The following is a 19,276-nucleotide window of genomic DNA, read 5'->3' on the forward strand; positions in this document are numbered from 1 at the left end:
TTTGTTTAGAATTTAACTGTTACATTAACACCAACTGTTCTTGTTGTTGGCATAGACCCAATTGAATATCCTCTGGACATTAATCCTGCATTTAATCCTGATTCAGGATCTGCATAAGGTAGATTCTTATGTATAATCCACAGATTTCGTCCAACTATACCAACTCTTAATTCATTGATAACAGTATTAGCAAAAAGTGATTTAGGGAAAGTATAGCTAATTGAAGCTTCTCTTAATTTTATAAAAGAAGCATCGTATACAAAACCTTTGTTCGGCACAGCATATTCTCCACCATTCAATGCTCCAGTATCTTTTGCTGGTAGAGGAGTTGTATTTGGAGTACCATCAGGATTTACACCAGGTAAAATAATATTAAACCTATCTGGAACTCCCGTTTCCTTATATAATCCAGTATCTAACCCAAAATACATATCATGTGAGAAAATACTTCCTCCTTTTTGCCCGTCAATTAAGAAGCTAAAATTAAAGCCTTTGTAAGTTAAACTATTTCTAACACCTCCAGTCCATTCAGGCATAATATTACCAATAACCTGATCCTGCTTCATTTGATAAATTCCGTCCTCAACAATTCTCTCTCCTTTATCGTTATAAACATAGTCACTACCCTTTATTACACCATACTCTTCACCAACCTTGGCATTAAAAGTAGTTCCCCAACCTGCATTATATAATAAAAGATTATCAAGTCCATTCTTCAGAGAAAGAACTTTGTTAACATTTTTATTCCAGTTAACATCCATGCTCCACGTGAAGTTTTTCGTCTTAATTGGAACAAAATTCAACTGCACATCGATACCTTTATTTTGTAGGTTACCAGCATTGATCCATTGTGTACTATAACCTGTTGCAGTAGATACATCAACTCTAACAATTTGATCTACAGAATTAGTTTTATAAAGCGCAACATCAAATCCAATTCTATTCTTCAAAAACTTAGCTTCTAGACCAACTTCATACTCAGTTGATATTTCTGGCTTAAGATTAGGTTCTTTCTTAATAGTACTAGTGGTTATAATAGGAGTTTGGTTAAACAAGCCTCCAATATTAAAGGTATCATATAATCGGTAATTATCAGTTGTTTTTCCTGTTTGTGCATAATTCCCTCTAATTTTCGCAAAACTTAACCAATCTTGTTTAATTAAGTTAGACAGGATTATTGATCCTGAAACTGAAGGGTACCAATAAGCATTATTTCCTGCTGGTAGATTACTTGATTGATCTCTTCTAATTGAACCTTCAACGAAATATGTATCATAAAAACCTAGAGATGCCTGTGCATATACTCCCCCTAATGTGCTTTTTGCAATAGCTTCCAATGGAGGTAAAGTTGTACCAGCAGAATTTCTTAATGAATACAGTCCCGGTAAAATAAGTCCTCCCTCTGTTGATGCATCTACTGTTTCAAAAGAATTTTTCCTTAGATTACCACCTAAAACAGCATTTAAAGAAATATTATCACCAAATTTAGTATTATACGTCCCTGTTAATTCATAGTTTATTTCACTACTATTTATATCTCTTCTGCTATAACCAGACCCTGTAGTATTTCCAGATAACCCAAAAGCTTCAGGGATACTTCCGACAGCTTTTCTTCTTTCATTTAATTGTCGGTAAAAATCCATTGAAACTCTACCCATAATATTAAAACCTTTGGCTACTTTATAATTTAACTGAGCGTATCCAAAGAAACGGGTTCTACTATCTGACTGATAATTCTGATATCTATCAAAATAAGGATTATTCCAATATTTTGGTGTTCCATTAGAATAACTTGTTCTATTCCATGAAGCATTAGTATTTGCATAATTATATGCATCTCTTAGATCCCAAACATCAACATTTACAGGCCACCATTGTCTGAATCCGGTAATAACGTTATCACTATAACCTGTCGAATTTCTACCTTTGGTGTCTTGCATCGTCAAGGATGCATATACAGTAGCATCTAGTTTATCATTAATTTTATAGCCCATTTTAGAAGAAAGTGTATTTTTCTTCATATTAGAATTAGGTAATATACCATCAGAAAGGTAGTTACTATAATTTAATAGGAAATTGGCATTCTCATTTCCTTTCTCTAATCCAATCGTATTTACAGTAGTCTGAGCCGTCTGGAAAAAATCAAGAGGACCATGCTTCGCAGCTACCCAAGGGCTTGCCTTACCAAAATTTTTTGTTCCTGGAGTAAACGCATCCCATTGATATACCATTATATTTGGATCAAATTGTTGCCCTAATGATGCATCAGCAGAAAAAGGAGGAACAAGTACCTGGACTCCGTTTAAATTAATTTTTGACAAATTGGTAAAATAACCTTGTCCATACATATTCTGATATTCAGGAAAAGTTTTTTTATCAGCTGTACCAACTTGATATTCTGAAGATAAGGTTACCCCCCACTTATCACCATCTCTTGAACGACCTTTTTTAGTAGTAATAACAATAACCCCAGACGCAGCTCTCTCTCCATATAACGCAGATGCAGCAGCCCCTTTTAGAACGTTAATGCTTTCAATATCTTCCTGATTAATATCCGAAATATTGTTACCATAATCAAATCGACTATCTGTATTGGTTCTGTTATCAACTGGAACACCATCTATTACAAATAGAGCTTGGTTATTACCTGAAATCGATTTATTACCACGTATTACAACATTTGTAGACCCTCCAAAGTTGGTATTTGTAGTAATCTGGAGTCCAGCAGCTTTACCCGCTAGCTGGCTCGAAATATTACCCGAATTAGACCCTTCTCTTAAAACATCACCTTTAATTTCTTGAGTAGCATACCCTAAGGTTTTTTTCTCTCTTTTAATACCAAGGGCTGTAACTACAACACCCTCAATATCTTTTGTTTTAGTAGTATCTTGTTTCTTCTGTGCATTAATAAACACAAAAGACGACGACAAGACTACAACTAAGACACTGTTAGTTAGTTTCTTCATATCAAATTATTTTTCACAATTCCAAATTTGTGAATTTTTATTAACATAGCAAAGAAAAAATTTAACATTTTTTTTAACATTTCAATATTATTGAGAGATTACTAAAAAACAAATAATAATTCACCAATACTTTAACAATATGACAATAAAACCACAAAATGAATACATTAAAACTGATTAATGCAAAATTCAAAATATACGCCAGACAATTATTTATTATTTTTTTAAAAAAAATTAATATAAAAAGCCGGAGAATATATATTCTCCGGCTAGTAATCATAAAGTATAAAAATTTTATTTTATCTTAACCAAAAAGGGGTATACTGATTTTTAGCAAAAACATCATTAGTTGTAATATTAGGCACGTTAGCTGAATTCCCAACATATTCTGTTTGTGGATAAATTAACCTATATGGCTTATTAGGGAAGGATGCAGTTAAAGCCATTGGCGTTTGCGGATATCCCGTTTTTAGATAATTCAGATAAGTTTCAAAAGGCCTTACCATATTCAATGCAATAAGTCTCTGATACTGAATAGCAGCCATTTTATCAGGAGCTCCAGTCCATCCGACTGCCTTACTATCTAAACTCGCCAAATAAGCTGTTGCAGCACTCGTTGTTAATCCATAAAATACAAATGAAGCATTTACTCCTTTAATATAATGCCCTGGCGCATCGTTAAAATACTGAGGATATAAAATTGCTGCTTCAGACTGCAAAAGTTCAGATTCAGATGCCAACATCAAGTATCCATCCATTAAACCTCCTACTCCTTCAGCAGTATTATAAGTCCATCCTACCCTAGAATAATCTCCTTCAGCAGAACCATCGGGTTTATCACTGCCTTGAATAATCCCATTCAATTTACCTGTACTAGCTCCAGTAGTAGCTTTAGTGTACATTACTGTTCCTCTTGGATCAACAACACCGGAAGTAGGTTTAGAAGCATCACCATTTAATAATTTTGCAAAATGATCAGATAACATAAAATATCTCCAACCTGTATTATTCGCGGAATGGTCAAAATTATATCTACCCCAGTTAGAATACAATGGACTCATAGACGATTGAGAAGAGGCATTATACCCAGGATTAATTTTAACATCAGAGGAAACAAAAGTTGCACTAGACAATGTTGCTAACTGTGAGTTTACAAATTGCTTAACATTCGCATCTGCAACATTTGATTGTCTCAACAGTAATCTCAGTTTAATTGTATTTGCAAAAATTTTCCATTTAGCAAGATCTCCTTTATAAATATAATCTTCATTGGCTTTAATTTCGTTATCAGAAGTAACATTAGCGTTATCGATGGTTTGAATCGCCTCATTTAATTTCACAACCAAATCCCTATAAATATCCTCTCCTTTATCATACTTAGGTGAAATCTTCTGTTGTTGCTTAAAGGCCTCTGTGTAAGGTGCATCTCCATAAAAATCTACAATATACTGCATACTATTTGCCAATAAAATTTTAGAAATAGCCACATGATAAGGATATTTAGCAGCATCCTTATTGTTTATAATATTTGCAAGATTAGCCATTGCCAAATAATTTCCATTCCAAATACCATTCGCAAATGTAGATGTAACATTCATCTGATATTCATTAGTCATCGGAGCTGCATAATAGTAATAATTACCAGCGACAACATTAGTCCATATTCTAGATAATGACACCATTGTACCTGCTTGTGCAGCATAAGATGTTGTTTCTGCAGCAGCCATAAGTTGCCTTGGTGAAATATCCTCTGTTAGAGGTAAGTTCGGATCAATATTATCATCCAATTTACATCCCACAAGAGAAACTGCACTGATTGCTATATATAATATTTTTTTCATTATTTTTTCTTTAAAAGGTTATTGTAATATTAGCCCCATAAGTTCTGTACTCAGGATATTGCCCTGCATTAGCAAGTCCTCTATATCTTGGATCAAATGCAGTTTCAGGGTCATTATATCCTTTATTTTCCTTAGAATATTTTTGGAAAGGATTCCTTGCATGTACCCCAACAGTTAACGCATTTATTCCAGTAGTACCGAGAGCTGATTTTGGGAAAGTATAGCTCAAAGCAATTTCTCTTACTTTAAAAGCAGTAGCGTCTAAAACATAATTATCAGAAACCGTATTATAACTTGCTCCCCCAAAATAGTTTTCAAGAGCTGCTTGCGGATTTGTTTTACCATTAGAATTGTTATAAATAGGAATAGAAGTATTGGATACATAATTTCCACTTCCATCTTTATATGATGAGTTTGGAACAATATATGGTTGACTTCTGTCCACTGCTGAGGCAACATTTAACCCATTAAATGTAAAACCTTGCAAAGTACCTGAATAAAATTTGTGACCAGTACGATAATCCATTACTGCACTTAGTCTAAATCCTTTATAGCTAATATTTGTTGTCAACCCAAATATATATTTAGGAGTTGTTCTTCCAAATTTTTCCTGGGTAGACGTTACTTGAGGTAAACCTGTATTCGAATCAACAATAATACGCCCTTGCGGGTCTCTCTGATACGCAATACCTTTTATTATGGTCAATTCTTCTCCTTCATCTGCATACAACCCTAAGAAACTGTTTCCTGCCAATCGCACTGATTTTGCATCATCTGTAAGTTTTGTAATAATAGTTTTTTGATGAGACATCGAAAGCCCCAAATCCCATTTAAAATCAGTTGATTTAATTGGCACCAGATTCAGATTTAATTCATACCCCTTGCCTTTTAATTTCCCAATATTAAACAATCTTTGTGTTAATCCTGTAGTATTACTTGTTGTAGCATTTGTAATCAAATCATCCGTATCTTCCTGATAATAAGCTCCATCAAAACTAATTCTATCTTTAAATAAAGAAAAACTTAGATTAACCTCTTTCTTCGTTGTAAATTCTGGTTTTATATTCTGATCTGTAGGAGACTGGTTTATAACAAAACTTAAAGGACCTGTACCATAAGGATATCCAGAACCTAAATTAGGCCTATCATATATACTATAAGTACCAATAGCCGAAGACTGTCCAATTCTAGAATAGTTAAGCGCTACCTTTAAATAATTTAATACTGAATTATCTTTTAAGAAATTGAATGCTTTTGTAGGAACAAAAGAGACCCCAACTGACGGATAGAAATATCCATTACTATTCTTTGGTAAGACAGATGTTAATTCATAACGAGCTGATGCATTTAAAAATAAGAAACTCTTATAATTCAAATCTAAATTTGCAAATAAGGCATGTTGATTTCTAAAGAATGACTTATTATTCAAACTATATGGCTGAGCCGGGTTTGATAAATTCCATACCTGGTATATCCCAGGAATCTGGATCCCCGTACCCCCGGCTGACATATTATTAGTTCTCCACTCTTGATAATTATGTCCCACATTCAGCATCATATTCAAATCATCTGTCAAATCATAGTTAAAATTTGCCATCAAATCCCCATAATAGTTTGCTAGTGTAGTATTATATTTATAGTAAGAAGAAGTTATCGCTGTAGCATCAAGCATTGAAGAACTCCAACCATCATTATGGCTATTAGACTCTGTATTAGTATATTGAACATTACCACGATACATTAAACTAATATGTGAATTAACGTCATATTGAGCAGATGCAATTGCATTAAAATAATTGCTTAAATTATTATATCTAAGATGTTTAATATTCCAATAAGGGTTTTGATAGTAAACATTCCATGCATAAGCATTATCTGTATAGTCTCTCCATCTGGTAATTGGAATATCTGTTGCGGATTGTAACAATTGATAATAAATATCCTGAGTAGTTGTAGACGTTTTTTGATGGTTATAATTAACAATACCTTCAAACCTCCACTTACCAACCTTCATCCCCCCTTTTAACATTGCAGAAGTACGTCTTAATATATCATCCTGAATCATAAAATCTCTGTTAACGTTATTCAACGTCAACATTATATAGCCATCCCCATCTCCCGCATTTATCGAAAGTGTATTCTGATAAAGAGATCCTGTTTTAAAAAACTTTCTAATCTGATCATTACCAAACGATTTAAACGGAGACATAATAGATGCCGCCTCGTCTCCTGCTGGAGTACTATCATTTGGATTAAAATCTATAACACCATTTTTATTATAGTCATACAAAGGGATACCATAAGGCTGTATTGTTCCTGCATATTTCGGGTCATTAAACGACCATCCCCATGCGCCATTTTCTACATTTACTTTTTTTCCTGACCATCCTTGACCATACATAGTTTGCCTTGTAGGCATCATACCTACACTTTCAAAGTCTACAGCGGAAGTTAAAGAAACAGATAATCTTTTTGATTTCGTTCCTCTTTTGGTAGTAACCACTACTACTCCATTAATACCTTGAGAACCATACAAAGCAGCTCCTGAGCCCCCTTTAATAATATTAACAGATTCAATAACCTCAGGAGGCAATTGTTGCAAAACGGCTGCAGTAGAAATTACATTATCAATAACAACCAATGCTTCATTGCTACCTGTAATTGTTCTCTGCCCTCTAATCACAATACTAAAATCACCTGTTACACTGGAATTTGTTTGTGTAATCTGCACCCCTGAAACCTTACCAGTTAGTGCACTAACAGCATTAGGACTCGATGCTTGATTCAATTCAGATGCTGTAACCACCTGCTGAGCAGAAGTCTGGGCATCTGCTTTCTTTTTCAACCCCAAAGCTCCCGTGATAACAACTTCACCAATGTCTTTGGTTTTCGCGGTTGTATCTGCCACTTTTTTTTGTGCAGATATTAGTGCCATGGATGAGCTCATCACAACAACCAAGACACTGTTTGTTAATTTCTTCATATCAAATTAATTTTTCAACAATACAAATATGTGAATTTTTCTTAATATTATCAAAAAAAAACTAAATAATGTTAAATAAATGATAAAAACCTCGAATTAACGAGGTTTTACATTCAATTAACAAATATATATTTCAATATAAAGAGAATAACATAATTTTATTTATCAATTTCGATTAACATTTTAATAACATTTTCTTTATTTTTAAGATCAATTTTATTATTATTTAGGTAATTAGCTATACTTCTATCATTTGTGAATTTTTGATTAAACTCTTTAGTTGAACCAGGCAATAGTTCTATTTTATCTCCAATTCTTATATAGAAAATATCTTTCTTTTTTGCAAATCTATACCCTGTATTATCTACAATTCCATTATCAGCTCCGGTTCCTCCTTTAAGTTCTATCCGCTCTTTAGTATATAGCCCATAGTTTTTTCCATAGAAATCTACTGCTAAATAACCAAGATGTTTTTTACCCTCAAAAGGATAATCTAGCACAACATATGTTTTTTTGATGGATGGAAACTCAACAATTAGATTTTCAAATTTGTTAATTTCATATGTTTTTTGGTCTTGCATATACTCCATCTGATCTGAAAAAGCATTATATCTTAACTTCTGAGGCACATCAACACCTCCATTAATTTTAACACTATAAAATTTATCATCATAATATGGTGATCCCTTAACATCTTTCTTAAGATCGTCTATACTTACCGATCTGTTAATATTATTTTTCCAATTATTTGCATAATCTCTTATATCATTGTTTTGGGTAGACATACCAGAAGTACCAATTCTGTATTGATCATTTCCTTGAGCAAACACTAACCCATAAAAAAATAATAAAAATGCGATTTGAACAGTTTTTTTCATATTAAATTATTTTAAGTTTAAAAAATTAACATTAAATTTAACAAAAAAAACAATATTGCAACTTTTTATAACAAAATTTACAGAAGCAGGCTGCGATGAAGTCGGAAGAGGCTGTTTAGCGGGTCCCGTAGTGGCAGCAAGCGTTATATTAGATGAAAAATTTAACAATTTATTTGTTAAAGATTCTAAAACACTATCAAAAACTTCAATAAAAGAGCTCGCAGAATATATCAAAACAAATGCGCGCGATTATGCTATTGCAGAATTACCCCCGGAGTTTATAGATAAACATAATATACTGAACGCAAGTATCCATGCCATGCATTTAGCTTTGGATCAATTAAAAGTACGTCCTGAATTTATCTTGGTAGATGGAAACAGATTTCATCCCTACAATTACATTCCTCATCAGTGTGTAATAAAAGGAGACTCTAAAGTTTTAAGTATTGCTGCTGCATCTATTCTCGCAAAAGATTACAGAGACCGGTTAATGGAAAAACTTCATGAAGAATATCCACAGTACGGCTGGGCTAAAAATGTAGGTTACCCAACTAAGGCACATAGGGATGCTATTCGGGAATTTGGTACTACCCCATACCATAGAATGAGTTTTAAATTACTTTAGATAAAAAAATAATCACTATTAAGTGATTATTTTTTTATCTTTGGTATACAACCAACATAAATATCACAATATGAAAACATTTTCAAAGCTTGCTAATGCAAAACTTTTGGACAAAAAAGGATTAAGACAAATTACAGGAGGAAAAATATGTGTATGTGGCAGACCATGCCCTGATCCAAACCAACCACCTCCAAGAGAATGCGACTAAAAATAAGAAACCCTCGATCACTGACCGAGGGTTTCTTATATATTTCAAGAAGTCTATTTCTTCTTATTTTGTTGTTTTAAGTTTTCCATCTGCTTTTGCTGATCCTGAGCTTTTTCCATCATTTCACGCATTCTTGCCTGGAAACGGCCTTCCTTCTTAGGCTTAGCTTTATTTTCCTGAATCTGAGCATGAATTCTCTTTTCATCCAGAATGAAATACTTAATGACTAAGATAATTACAATGTTAATCGCATTGGAAACAAAATAGTACCAAGATAAACCTGATGCTGCAGAGTTCAAGAAGAACAAGAATGTAACCGGGAAGATATACATCAGCGGTTTCATATTTGGCATTCCCTCCTGAGTAGGCTGCTGCATATTACCAGCAGTCATCACTGTATAGATAAGAATCACAATCGTACATGCCAATGCAAAAACACTAAGATGTTCTCCTAAGAAAGGAACATTAAATGGTAATTTAATCAGGTCATCATATGCTGTAAGGTCATTTGCAAACCAGAAACTCTTACCTCTCAAGTCCAACATGTTCGGGAAGAATCGGAACAATGCATAGAAGATAGGAATCTGTACCAAGCCCGGGAGACATCCTGCAAACTGATTAACACCAGCTTTTCGGTAGACCTCCATTGTCGCCTGCTGCTTCTTCATAGGATCAGCATTTTTATACTTTTCCTGAGCTTCTTCAATTTCCGGACGGATCACACGCATCATAGCACTCAGCTTATGCTGCTTGTACATAATTGGTGAAAGGATAATCTTCACCGCAATTGTCATTAAGAAAATCACCCATCCTGCAGCAATACCCCAAGATGAAAGAAGGTTATAAACTGGGATAAAGAACCATCTGTTTAAACTTCCGATGAAAGACCATCCGAAAGGAAGGATTTCATCAAAGTTTTTATCATAAGACTTTAACAGATTAAGATCTAATGGCATAAAATACCATTTGAAATCCTGATTCAGCTCATTCGCAGCCAAATCAACCTGTCCATTATAGTTGAATTTTTTCAGGTATTCACCTTTTTCAATTGTTTCCTGATTACCTTTAGAATTTTTGAAACCATTCTGAGCTTCAATTACCGCAGAGAAGAACTGTTGCTTTACACCAATCCAGTTAAGATTTTCTTTGGTTTCATCCATATCGCCTCTGGAGTCATAATCATAGCTCTTATAATTATTGAAAGCATAAACAAACTCTGTATGTGTCTGTTCCTGAGAACGTCCTTTTTCAGCCTCACGAACATTATAGTTCCATACAAAGTCAGCTTTATTATCAGAAACTAACTGAGAAAGCCCCTGTGTTCTTACTTTAAAGTCTACAGTATACTTATCTAATAAGGTATAGACAAACTGAATTGTAGCCGCTCCAACATTAGCCTGCATTGTAATAGCATTGCCATTAGCCGTTGCATTAAAGACTAAGTCTTTGGTATTAATTACTTTTCCGGATTTGTCTTTAAACTGGAAGCCATAATCAGCATTGTTATTGGCAAATAACAAAAGAGGCTTATCTTTTGTCTTTTCATCAAAAGCGTTGAACTTGTTAAGTCTTACCGTAGAAATTTGTCCACCTAGCGTTGTAAAATCAACTGTCAGTAAATCATTCTTCAACTGTACCTTCTGAATACCTGCTGCATTAGCATTATTCTGCAATTGTGCAGCATTCGATTTCTGAGCAGACTGTGTCACCTGAGTTTTTGCGTGGTCTTCAGGTTTTTGCTTCGACTGGAAGTAAAACATAACCCCCATAAGGATTAATGAAAAAACCGCAAAACTGATCAGTTGGCTTTTGCCTACACCATTATTTTGTTGCATTTAAAAAATTATTTTTTTGTTTGAAATTTTACAGCAGCCTCTACCAATGCCTTAAACAAAGGATGTGGATTTGCTACAGTACTCTTGTATTCCGGGTGATACTGAACACCTACATAGAATGGATGATTTTTCAGTTCCAAAGCTTCTACCAATCCGGTTTCAGGGTTTTTACCTGAAGGAATAAATTCTTTAGCTTCAAAATCAGAAGTATAATCACTGTTGAACTCGTATCTGTGACGATGTCTTTCAGAAATATTTTTAGAATTATAGATATCAAAAAGTTTAGTCGAAGCCTTTACAGCACATTTCCATGCACCCAGACGCATTGTCCCCCCTTTTTCGGTAACATTTTTCTGTTCCTCCATCAGGTTAATTACCGGATATTTGGCATTTGTATCGAACTCAGTACTGTTGGCGTTATCAAGACCCAAAACATTTCTTGCAAATTCTATCGTCATAATCTGCATACCAAGGCAAATTCCTAAAACAGGAATATTATTTTCACGGGCATATCTTGCTGCTTCAATTTTACCTTCAATACCCCTGTCACCAAATCCTGGTGCGATTAATACACCATCTACACCATTTAGTAACTCAGCAACATCTCCACTTTCGATATCTCCACTGTATACCCAACGTACTTTTACCTCAGTCTGCATAGAACCACCTGCATGGATAAATGCTTCGGCAATAGATTTATAAGAATCCTGAAGGCTTACATATTTACCTACCAAAGCAATTTCTACGCTCTTCTTAGGGTTTTTATATTTTTTCAGGAAATCTTTCCAGTCTTTCAGATCAGGTGTATTGGTTGTTGGCAATGCCAATTCAGTTAATACAACCTCATCAAAGTTTTGCTTATGCAACTCTAATGGAACTTCATAAATTGTTGGTAAATCAAGACATTCGATAACATTTGCCTGATTTACATTACAGAACTGTGCTAATTTAGCACGCTGATCTTTTGGAATCTTATGCTCGGTTCTGCATACCAAAACATCTGCCTGAACGCCGTATTCCATTAACTGACGTACAGAATGCTGAGAAGGTTTGGTTTTTAGCTCACCACTGGATGCTAAATATGGAAGAAGTGTCAGGTGAATTACCATAGAATTGGTTTCACCAAGCTCCCAACGAAGCTGACGTACACTTTCTATATAAGGAAGAGATTCGATATCACCTACAGTACCACCGATTTCAGTGATAATGATATCGTAGTTTTCTTTTGCAAGAATTTTAATTCTGCGCTTGATTTCATTGGTGATATGAGGAATTACCTGTACAGTTTTACCCAGGAAATCACCTTTTCTTTCTTTATCGATAACAGTCTGGTAAATTCTACCTGTCGTAACGTTGTTGTTCTGACTGGTCGGTGAATTCAGGAAACGTTCGTAGTGCCCTAAGTCCAAATCTGTTTCAGCACCATCTTCTGTTACATAACATTCTCCATGTTCGTATGGATTTAAAGTTCCCGGATCGATATTAATATACGGATCCAGTTTCTGAATAGTTACATTGTAACCTCTGGCTTTCAACAACATACCAAGGGACGCAGAAACGATCCCTTTTCCCAAAGAAGATGTTACACCACCGGTGACGAAGATGTATTTTGTAGCTTTTTTACTCATTAGATTAGGTTTGTGCAAAGTTAAAGGTTCTCATCCAATTGGGCAACGTGAAATGCAATTGATTTAAAAATCAATTAATCAGCCCTTTATAAAACAAGTCTTTATTTTCTCTGCCATTACACCTTCACCAAAATCATTCCTCAGCAAAACTTTTTTGGCAAAAACTGAAAATGAAATTGTAATTTGCAGTATTAATCAAAGGTTTAGAGATAAAAAGTGGCAAAGGTCAAAACGGCATATTACTGTCAAAATTGCGGAACTCAGTATCCGCAGTGGCACGGACAGTGCAAAAATTGTGGAGAATGGAATACTTTGGTTGAAGAAGTTATAGAAAAATCGGCTTCAAAAAATTATTCCGGAGAAAAGAAACAGCATATCATTAACATTATTGAGGTCAACGCTCAGGAAGAACCAAGAATTGCAACTCCGAGCGATGAACTGAATCGTGTATTGGGAGGTGGGATTGTACTGGGTTCTGTTACCTTAATTGGTGGTGAACCGGGCATCGGAAAATCCACCCTTTTGCTTCAGCTGGCACTAAAAATGCGCAAGCGTGTTTTGTATGTCTCCGGAGAAGAAAGCGCTTCACAAATTAAAATGCGTGCAGACCGTCTTACCGACCTCCAAAATCCGGAGTGCTTCCTTTTTACAGAAACTTCTGTGGATAAAATTCTGCATGAAGCGAAAAAGTTACAGCCTCAGTTTATGATTCTGGACTCTATACAGACATTACATTCCAGCCTTATAGAAAGCTCTCCGGGAACAGTTTCTCAGATCCGGGAATGTTCCTCAGAAATTATAAAGTTTGCCAAAGAAACCAATACTCCGGTATTTCTGGTGGGTCATATCACCAAAGACGGACAGATTGCCGGTCCGAAAGTACTGGAACATATGGTAGATGTGGTTCTAAATTTCGATGGCGACAGAAATCACCTTTTCAGGTTACTAAGAGCTAATAAAAACCGTTTTGGCTCCACTTCAGAAATTGGTATTTATGAAATGATATCTCAGGGTCTGAAAGAAATTAAGAATCCTTCTGAAATTCTGATTACCAAAAAATTTGAAGAGCTATCCGGTAACTCGGTAGCCGTAACCCTGGAAGGAAACCGTCCAATGCTACTGGAAATTCAGGCTTTAGTAAGTACCGCAGTATATGGTACTCCACAGAGAAGCTGCACTGGTTTCGATGCAAAAAGGTTGAATATGCTTCTGGCGGTTCTGGAAAAACGCGCAGGCTTCCAGCTTGGATCAAAAGATGTCTTCCTGAATATAACTGGCGGTATCAAAACAGATGACCCGGCACTGGATCTAGCAGTTGTAGCCTCTATTCTGTCTTCCAATGAAGATATTGCTATTTCCGAGAAGTATTGCTTTGCAGGAGAAATAGGTCTTAGTGGAGAAATACGCCCTGTTCCCCAGATTGAACACCGGATCACAGAAGCCGAAAAGCTGGGATATGATAAAATCTACGTTTCCAATCTGAATAAAATACCTAAACGGAAATTTGCGATAAAGATTGAAGAAGTCAGCAAAATTGAAGATTTTCACGAAAGACTATTTTAAATAATTAAAACAACATCAGAATGCCGATTGAAAATATTCAGAAATTTGTTCTTGTATTGCTTTACGGCAGTCTGGTTTTGCAGTCATTCACTCTGCTGGCAAATCCTATGAACGTTAATAAGAAAGCAAATTTTGCTTTCGGAATATTCCTGTTCTTATGGTCCGGCTATTGGGTTTTAGACATTCTGACAATTTGTGGATTTTCACCTGGCCCTTTATTAATATTTTCAGTCTATTCTGTATTAATATTCACTCCTCTTTTCTTATTCTTCAGCGTTGTATTTTTCATCAACCCCAATTACCAATTCAGAAAAAAAGATTTAATATGCTTTGTTATTCCTGCTATTTACTTAATTGTATTATTCAACTCTGAGGAAAACAAAATACTGCATATCCTTGCAATGCTTATTGTAATTGCCCACAACCTTCCTTATGTTGGCATTATCTATTATAAGATAAGGAAACACCAGAAAAGAATTGAAATCATTTCCTCCAATACTGAAAGCATCAACCTGCAATGGCTTATTAAGCTAAGCTTCCTGTTATTTATAACGATTATCATAACAGTTTGCTACGAACTTTTCAATACGTTTATCTACAAAATGCATCAGAATCTTGTGATGGATTTATTGTTCCTGTTTATTGTTTACAGTACTTTTTATCATGTTCTTCGGCAAAAGGAAATTTATCCTGTAAGCAAAATGCAACTGGAAGAATTGTTATCTATAGAACCTGAATCCGAAGAAAAGACGGAAAAGAAAAAATTAATTCCGGATGAAGATTTTGAAAGCCTGAAAGAAAAGTTACTAACATTAATGAAGGACGAAAAACCTTATCTGGAAGGCGATCTCAATTTATTAAAGCTTTCAGAACTTATCGGCATCAGTACGCATCAGCTCTCCTATCTGCTGAACAATGGGTTTAATGAAAACTTCTTTCAGTTTGTTAATAAATACAGAGTAACGCATGCCAAGGAATTATTATTAAGTGACTCTTATTATAAAATGTCTGTTTTAGGCATCGCTTTTGAATCAGGATTCAATTCAAAAACAGCCTTCAATACGATGTTCAAAAAGATCATGGGAATAACACCCTCTGAATTCAGAAAAAATCAGAAAGAATCCGATTCTGCCGATACAGGAAATTTAAACAGCTATCCTGAAAAACCGTTCTGATTATGCACCAGAAAGCCATCCAAAAATATTACGATCAGCTGGCCAGTACCTATGATGAAAATAGGTTCAGCAATACTTATGGTCAGTATATAGATGCACAGGAACGGAATTTTCTGACATCTTTTTTTCATAAGTATAAAAGGCTGAACAAAACCCTGGACCTTGGGTGCGGGACTGGTAGATTATTAGACTTTGCAACCTCTGGTGTGGACTTTAGTGAAGAAATGCTGTCACAGGCTAAAGCTAAATACCCTTATAAGAATCTGACCGTAGGAAACATTACAGACATCCCGTTTGAAAATGAAAGCATGGACTGTATCTTTTCTTTTCATGTCATTATGCATCAGGACAGAGAAACAACACAACAATTCCTTTCGGAGTCCTGGCAAAAACTGAAACCAGAAGGATTTTTAATTTTTGATTTTCCCGTTAAAAGACGCAGAAAAAATCATGCTTCTACAGAAAGCTGGCATGCTTATAACAGTTTTAATCCTGAGGAAATTAAATTTTTATTCAGGAATCGATGGACTATTACCGAGACCCAAGGAATTTTATTTTTCCCGGTACACCGCATTCCAAAATCTTTACGCAGATTATTTCTTCCTCTGGACAATTGGCTTTGCCGCTCCTTTCTGAAGAAGTGGGCTTCATATCAGATTATTGTTTTACAAAAAACTCAATAAACTTTCATGAAGTTCATCAAAAAATACATTCCGCATTCTCTTAAAATTCAGTTATACCTTCTGAAGCGAAAACTTCTGGATACGCTTCAGAATAAAAAATATGCTTCGATTATTCACATAAAAGATATTGGGGATATTCAGACAGAGTTAACGCTTACGATAATGCCCAGCCCCTTTTTTGAAAACAAAGTCCATAACCTGAGAATTGTTCAGCAAAAACTGGAAGGCATTACAATTTACCCCGGTGAATATTTCTCTTTCTGGAAATCTACAGGTAAAGCCAGCAAAAAAAACGGATTTAAGGAGGGACGGAATCTTGTTGCCGGAAAGCTATCTCAGGATACCGGTGGTGGGATTTGTCAGTTTTCATCTCTGTTATATTATGCAGCTTTAAAAGCAGGATTCATTATTACCGAACGCCACCATCATTCTGTAGATATCTATAAAGAAGATGAACGCTATATTCCATTAGGTGCCGACAGCACTGTTGTTTATGGTTTCCGGGATTTACAGTTTATCAATCCTTATAGTTTCCCGGTTCAGCTGAAATCAAAAATTGAAGACAACTCAATTACATTACATATACTGGCTGAGAATAAATTTCCGGAACATCATGTAGATTTTGAATACAGCCATCAACCTGACACAGTAAGTGTAAAGACAGTAATCAATCAAAAAGTTGTAGCCGAAAATATTTATATAAAATCCTAATCAGGTAATTTAAGAACAAGAAAACTACATACTGGTTTATAAAACCGCACTACTATATAACTCCAACCACCATTAATACAAGCCTTTATTATATAGTTCCGTTTTATAAACAAGGGCTTTGGGAATGCCTGCCGGCAGTACATTTGGCTAACCAAATATTAAAAAATGTCACTACCCGCCATTCCTCCGACCACTTATGCACATCTGTTTAAAAGATTTGTAATACAGACAAAGCATCTTTTTAAGTTTCCTCCGACTATTGCAATAAAAAAATAATTTATATTTGTTTAGCATCTAAACAAATGATGCAGAACCAATTACAAAGATGTCTGAAAACAAATACGCAATTGTAACAGGAGCCAGCCAGGGAATGGGAAAACACATTGCTCTGGAATTAGCTAAAAGGCATATCAATCTTATTTTGATAAGCCTTCCCGATCAGGGGCTGGATTCATTTTGTCAGACTTTGATTTCAGATTTCGGAATCGAAGCCATTGCGTACGAAACAGACCTTTGTATTACCGGGAATATTATGGAACTCACCCAATGGGTTAATGAGAATTTTGAAGTTTATATTCTTATTAACAATGCAGGTCTTGGCGGTTCCATGAAGTTTACAGAAGCGCGGACAGAGTACATCAGCAAGATTATTCAACTGAATGTAACGGCTACTTCCCTACTCACCCATCTGCTGCTTCCCAACCTCATCCGTCAGAAAAAAGCATATATCCTAAATATTTCCAGTATTGCAGCTTTAGCATCTATTGGCTATAAAACGGTATATCCTGCATCCAAAGCTTTTGTGCATTCTTTCTCCAGAGGATTACGGTATGAACTGAAAGATACAAATGTACTGGTAAGTGTAGCACATCCCGGTCCAATGAAAACAACTGTGGAAAACACCGAAAGGCTAGACAGACAAGGAGCCTTGGGAAAATTTCTGATGTCGACACCGGAGAGAAATGCCCGAGTATGTGTAGCTCAACTATTAAAAGGCAGATCACTAATTATCCTGAACAAACTAAGCTGGCTGGTGATGAATTATGCTCCGGACTGGTTAAAAACACGTCTAATTTCCGAAGCCAGTAAAAAAGAAATTCTGGAACAATATACTGAACACAAAAAAGCAGTACCAAGAGCTGCTTCGTTAAAAGAATGAAGAATATATTTATCACCGGCATTTCCGGACTTCTGGGCACCAATCTTGTCAACCTTCTTTTGGAACAGAACTACAGAGTTACCGGACTTATCCGGAATCCCGACAGCTTTACAGGCACCAGAAATGAAAATCTCACTTTACTGAAGGGTAACCTTTTCGATGATTATTCCACAATATTTTCTGATACCGACATTGTTATCCACATTGCTGCCGAAACCAAGCAAAATATACTTCAGTACGAAGACTATTATAAAATCAACTACGAAGCCACACATCATTTATATGAAACTGCTGTAAAATCAGATGTAAAGAAGTTTATTTTCGTGAGTACCGCTAATACTTCCGGCTTTGCAGATTCAGATGGTTTGGGCAATGAAGATAAACCGATGAAATTCCCATTCACAAAATCTTTTTATGCTTTGAGCAAAAAAGCGGCGGAAGATTATCTCCTCCAACAAAACAATGCTACAGAAACGGTCATCATATGTCCCACTTTTATGCTAGGCGCTTTTGACACCAAACCCAGCTCTGGCAGGATTATCCTGATGGGGCTTCATAAAAAGCTTATTCTCTATCCACCGGGCGGAAAGAACTTCGTGTATGTAAAAGATGTTGCACAAACCATTATCAATGCGATACCCCATGCTAAAAATGGTAAAAAATACATCGCCTGCAATGAGAATATAAGCTATAAAGATTTCTTTCAGAAACTGAATACAATAAACAACCAGAATCCTTTGATGATAAAAGTCCCCGGATTCGTTCTGAGAATAGCAGGCCTTTTCGGAGATCTGCTAAGAAAGCTGAATATTAAAACGGATCTGTGTACGCCAAATATGGAATCGCTGTGTATTGAAAATTATTATACCAATCACAAGTCAGCAACGGAGCTCAATGTACAGTACCATTCCATTGAAACCGCTATAAAAGAAGCTTCAGATTATTTCAATACAGACTTTCGGAAAGCAAACCAGAAACATTAAAACTCTTTACGTTCCTTTCGCTAAAATTATAACATCAA

At 35.3% G+C, this 19,276-nt stretch carries 14 protein-coding genes; 8 read left to right on the forward strand and 6 right to left on the reverse strand.

The window, feature by feature from the left end:
- Window positions 1-5: 5 nt before the first annotated feature.
- The 4 genes from AYC65_RS14610 to AYC65_RS14625 form a co-directional block, all read right to left on the reverse strand.
- Window positions 6-2,966: a SusC/RagA family TonB-linked outer membrane protein gene (locus tag AYC65_RS14610; RefSeq protein WP_034870948.1), complete on the reverse strand. Its 2,961-nt coding sequence runs from the start codon at window positions 2,964-2,966 to the stop codon at window positions 6-8.
- Between the two features lie 299 nt (window positions 2,967-3,265).
- Entirely contained in the window at window positions 3,266-4,807 is a 1,542-nt protein-coding gene (locus AYC65_RS14615; RefSeq protein WP_034870947.1) for a SusD/RagB family nutrient-binding outer membrane lipoprotein, read from the reverse strand.
- Between the two features lie 10 nt (window positions 4,808-4,817).
- Window positions 4,818-7,790 carry a SusC/RagA family TonB-linked outer membrane protein gene (locus tag AYC65_RS14620; RefSeq protein WP_034870946.1) on the reverse strand — a complete coding sequence of 991 codons (2,973 nt, stop codon included), beginning with the start codon at window positions 7,788-7,790 and terminating at the stop codon, window positions 4,818-4,820.
- Between the two features lie 158 nt (window positions 7,791-7,948).
- Window positions 7,949-8,668, reverse strand: a complete 720-nt coding sequence (locus tag AYC65_RS14625) for a hypothetical protein (RefSeq protein WP_034870945.1) — start codon at window positions 8,666-8,668, stop codon at window positions 7,949-7,951.
- 55 nt (window positions 8,669-8,723) lie between these two features.
- Here AYC65_RS14625 and AYC65_RS14630 point away from each other — a divergent pair, with 55 nt between their 5' ends.
- Both AYC65_RS14630 and AYC65_RS14635 read left to right on the forward strand, forming a co-directional pair.
- The gene (locus AYC65_RS14630; RefSeq protein ID WP_034870944.1) at window positions 8,724-9,293 is read left to right on the forward strand and encodes a ribonuclease HII; all 570 of its coding nucleotides are present in this window, start codon (window positions 8,724-8,726) and stop codon (window positions 9,291-9,293) included.
- 70 nt (window positions 9,294-9,363) lie between these two features.
- A complete protein-coding gene (locus AYC65_RS14635; RefSeq protein ID WP_059333890.1) occupies window positions 9,364-9,501 on the forward strand; it encodes a hypothetical protein in 138 nt (45 codons plus the stop codon).
- A 53-nt stretch (window positions 9,502-9,554) separates the two neighbouring features.
- Here the strand turns inward: AYC65_RS14635 and yidC are convergent, their stop codons facing one another.
- The gene (yidC, locus tag AYC65_RS14640) at window positions 9,555-11,336 is read right to left on the reverse strand and encodes a membrane protein insertase YidC (protein WP_034866431.1); all 1,782 of its coding nucleotides are present in this window, start codon (window positions 11,334-11,336) and stop codon (window positions 9,555-9,557) included.
- Window positions 11,337-11,344: 8 nt separating this feature from the next.
- Window positions 11,345-12,964, reverse strand: coding sequence for a CTP synthase (locus AYC65_RS14645; protein WP_034866429.1), 1,620 nt, complete (start codon window positions 12,962-12,964; stop codon window positions 11,345-11,347).
- 216 nt (window positions 12,965-13,180) lie between these two features.
- Here AYC65_RS14645 and radA point away from each other — a divergent pair, with 216 nt between their 5' ends.
- From radA to AYC65_RS14680, 6 genes are all read left to right on the forward strand, one after another.
- Entirely contained in the window at window positions 13,181-14,527 is a 1,347-nt protein-coding gene (gene radA, locus AYC65_RS14650) for a DNA repair protein RadA (protein ID WP_034866427.1), read from the forward strand.
- Between the two features lie 20 nt (window positions 14,528-14,547).
- Complete coding sequence (locus tag AYC65_RS14655) at window positions 14,548-15,702, forward strand: helix-turn-helix domain-containing protein (protein ID WP_034866425.1); 1,155 nt, start codon at window positions 14,548-14,550, stop codon at window positions 15,700-15,702.
- A 2-nt stretch (window positions 15,703-15,704) separates the two neighbouring features.
- Window positions 15,705-16,385: a class I SAM-dependent methyltransferase gene (locus AYC65_RS14660; protein ID WP_034866423.1), complete on the forward strand. Its 681-nt coding sequence runs from the start codon at window positions 15,705-15,707 to the stop codon at window positions 16,383-16,385.
- A 6-nt stretch (window positions 16,386-16,391) separates the two neighbouring features.
- The gene (locus AYC65_RS14665) at window positions 16,392-17,096 is read left to right on the forward strand and encodes a VanW family protein (protein WP_034866421.1); all 705 of its coding nucleotides are present in this window, start codon (window positions 16,392-16,394) and stop codon (window positions 17,094-17,096) included.
- Window positions 17,097-17,421: 325 nt separating this feature from the next.
- A complete protein-coding gene (locus AYC65_RS14675; protein WP_034866420.1) occupies window positions 17,422-18,255 on the forward strand; it encodes an SDR family NAD(P)-dependent oxidoreductase in 834 nt (277 codons plus the stop codon).
- Complete coding sequence (locus AYC65_RS14680) at window positions 18,252-19,238, forward strand: NAD-dependent epimerase/dehydratase family protein (protein WP_034866418.1); 987 nt, start codon at window positions 18,252-18,254, stop codon at window positions 19,236-19,238. The genes AYC65_RS14675 and AYC65_RS14680 overlap by 4 nt, the downstream gene beginning before the upstream one ends.
- Window positions 19,239-19,276: the final 38 nt, after the last annotated feature.

The sequence above is a fragment of the Elizabethkingia bruuniana genome, assembly GCF_002024805.1.
GTDB lineage: Bacteria > Bacteroidota > Bacteroidia > Flavobacteriales > Weeksellaceae > Elizabethkingia > Elizabethkingia bruuniana.

What these genes read in the sequence shown, in the direction of transcription:
- AYC65_RS14610 (WP_034870948.1), bottom strand. Translation starts at nt 2,966, where the DNA reads ATGAAGAAACTAACTAACAGTGTCTTAGTTGTAGTCTTGTCGTCGTCT.
- AYC65_RS14615 (WP_034870947.1), bottom strand. Translation starts at nt 4,807, where the DNA reads ATGAAAAAAATATTATATATAGCAATCAGTGCAGTTTCTCTTGTGGGA.
- AYC65_RS14620 (WP_034870946.1), bottom strand. Translation starts at nt 7,790, where the DNA reads ATGAAGAAATTAACAAACAGTGTCTTGGTTGTTGTGATGAGCTCATCC.
- AYC65_RS14625 (WP_034870945.1), bottom strand. Translation starts at nt 8,668, where the DNA reads ATGAAAAAAACTGTTCAAATCGCATTTTTATTATTTTTTTATGGGTTA.
- AYC65_RS14635 (WP_059333890.1), top strand. Translation starts at nt 9,364, where the DNA reads ATGAAAACATTTTCAAAGCTTGCTAATGCAAAACTTTTGGACAAAAAA.
- yidC (WP_034866431.1), bottom strand. Translation starts at nt 11,336, where the DNA reads ATGCAACAAAATAATGGTGTAGGCAAAAGCCAACTGATCAGTTTTGCG.
- AYC65_RS14645 (WP_034866429.1), bottom strand. Translation starts at nt 12,964, where the DNA reads ATGAGTAAAAAAGCTACAAAATACATCTTCGTCACCGGTGGTGTAACA.
- AYC65_RS14655 (WP_034866425.1), top strand. Translation starts at nt 14,548, where the DNA reads ATGCCGATTGAAAATATTCAGAAATTTGTTCTTGTATTGCTTTACGGC.
- AYC65_RS14660 (WP_034866423.1), top strand. Translation starts at nt 15,705, where the DNA reads ATGCACCAGAAAGCCATCCAAAAATATTACGATCAGCTGGCCAGTACC.
- AYC65_RS14665 (WP_034866421.1), top strand. Translation starts at nt 16,392, where the DNA reads ATGAAGTTCATCAAAAAATACATTCCGCATTCTCTTAAAATTCAGTTA.
- AYC65_RS14675 (WP_034866420.1), top strand. Translation starts at nt 17,422, where the DNA reads ATGTCTGAAAACAAATACGCAATTGTAACAGGAGCCAGCCAGGGAATG.
- AYC65_RS14680 (WP_034866418.1), top strand. Translation starts at nt 18,252, where the DNA reads ATGAAGAATATATTTATCACCGGCATTTCCGGACTTCTGGGCACCAAT.